Here is a 2367-nt window from a genome sequence, read left to right on the forward strand (position 1 = left end):
ACCTTCAAAACTACATACAAAGAATCATCCTTATTATCTCCTATCACCTTGTCTGGTTATGCCCTCGACCTATTAGTAACAGTCAGCTCCATGCATTGCTGCACTTCCACCTCTGCCCTATCTACCTCGTCGTCTTCAAGGGGTCTTACTAACTTACGTTATGGGATATCTTATCTTGAGGGGGGCTTCACGCTTAGATGCCTTCAGCGTTTATCCCGTCCCGGCTTGGCTACTCTGCTATGCCTTTGGCAAGACAACAGATACACCAGCGGCCAGTCCATCCCGGTCCTCTCGTACTAAGGACAGCTCCTCTCAAATATCCTACGCCCACGCCGGATAGGGACCGAACTGTCTCACGACGTTCTGAACCCAGCTCGCGTACCGCTTTAATGGGCGAACAGCCCAACCCTTGGGACCTACTTCAGCCCCAGGATGCGATGAGCCGACATCGAGGTGCCAAACCACTCCGTCGATGTGAACTCTTGGGAGTGATAAGCCTGTTATCCCCAGGGTAGCTTTTATCCGTTGAGCGATGGCAATCCCACTTTATACCACCGGATCACTAAGTCCTACTTTCGTACCTGCTCCACCCGTCGGTGTCGCAGTCAAGCCTTCTTATGCCTTTACGCTCTGCGAATGGTTTCCGACCATTCTGAGAAGACCTTTGAGCGCCTCCGATACCCTTTCGGAGGCGACCGCCCCAGTCAAACTCCCCGCCTGACATTGTCCCCCGACCGGTTTACGGCCGTTGGTTAGAAACCCAGCACTGCAAGGGTGGTATCCCAACAGCGGCTCCCCCGCGACTGGCGTCACGGGTTCTTAGCCTCCCACCTATCCTGTACATGCAATACCGAATCCCAGTATCAAACTAGAGTAAAGCTCCATGGGGTCTTTCCGTCCTGGCGCAGGTAACCAGCATCTTCACTGGTACTTCAATTTCACCGGGTGCATTGTTGAGACAGTGCCCAAATCATTACGCCTTTCGTGCGGGTCGGAACTTACCCGACAAGGAATTTCGCTACCTTAGGACCGTTATAGTTACGGCCGCCGTTTACTGGGGCTTAAGTTCAAAGCTTCGCTTACGCTAACCTCTCCCCTTAACCTTCCAGCACCGGGCAGGCGTCAGCCCATATACCTCACCTTTCGGTTTTGCATAGACCTGTGTTTTTGCTAAACAGTTGCTTGGGCCAATTCTCTGCGGCCTGGTTTCCCAGGCACCCCTTCTCCCGAAGTTACGGGGTCATTTTGCCGAGTTCCTTAACAATGCTTCTCCCGTCGGCCTTAGGATTCTCTCCTCATCCACCTGTGTCGGTTTACGGTACGGGTATACCATGAACAATAGCGGCTTTTCTTGGCAGTCAGCTCACGCACTTCGCTACTTTAGTTCGCTCCGCTTCACGTCTTTGGATTGCACAACGGATTTGCCTGCTGTGCTCCTTTTACGCTTGCCCCGGGTTTTCCGTTCCCGGGATGCGCTCTCTGTCTGCGTCCCCACAGTTCTGTCATGATATAGTACAGGAATCTCCACCTGTTGTCCATCGGCTACGTCTTTCGACCTCGCCTTAGGCCCCGACTTACCCAGAGCAGATCAGCTTTACTCTGGAAACCTTAGATATTCGGCCGGAAGGATTCTCACCTTCCTCTCGCTACTCATTCCGGCATTCTCTCTTCTTAGAAGTCCACTGCTCCTTACGATACAGCTTCCTCCCTCTAAGAATGCTCCTCTACCAATTGACGTTCGTCAATTCCCGGGCTTCGGCAGTGTGTTTGAGCCCCGGACATTTTCGGCGCAGGACCTCTCGACTAGTGAGCTATTACGCACTCTTTGAATGTATGGCTGCTTCTGAGCCAACATCCTAGCTGTCTTTGAAATCCCACATCCTTTTCCACTTAACACACATTTTGGGGCCTTAGCCGCAGGTCTGGGCTGTTTCCCTTTTGACCATCCAACTTATCTCGGACAGTCTGACTCCCATACATCATCTACACGGCATTCGGAGTTTGATATTCTTTGGTAAGCTTTGACGCCCCCTAGGAAATTCAGTGCTCTACCTCCGCAAGACTTTTATATGAGGCTAGCCCTAAAGCTATTTCGAGGAGAACCAGCTATCTCCGGGTTCGATTGGAATTTCTCCCCTATCCACACCTCATCCCCACCCTTTTCAACGGATGTGGGTTCGGTCCTCCATTGCCTTTTACGGCAACTTCAACCTGGACATGGATAGATCACCCGGTTTCGGGTCTACTCCGACTGACTTGTGCTCGCCCTATTCAGACTTGGTTTCCCTTCGGCTCCGGGCCTTTAAAGCCCTTAACCTTGCCAGCCGGCGTAACTCGCCGGACCGTTCTACAAAAAGTACGCGGTCG

At 52.3% G+C, this 2367-nt stretch carries 1 rRNA gene; it reads right to left on the reverse strand.

From position 1 onward, the window contains the following. Nucleotides 1-52 precede the first annotated feature (52 nt). Nucleotides 53-2367, reverse strand: a 23S ribosomal RNA gene (locus BN3456_RS01230); the annotation flags it as partial.

This window comes from Clostridium sp. C105KSO13, assembly GCF_001517425.1.
Lineage (GTDB): Bacteria > Bacillota > Clostridia > Lachnospirales > Lachnospiraceae > Muricomes.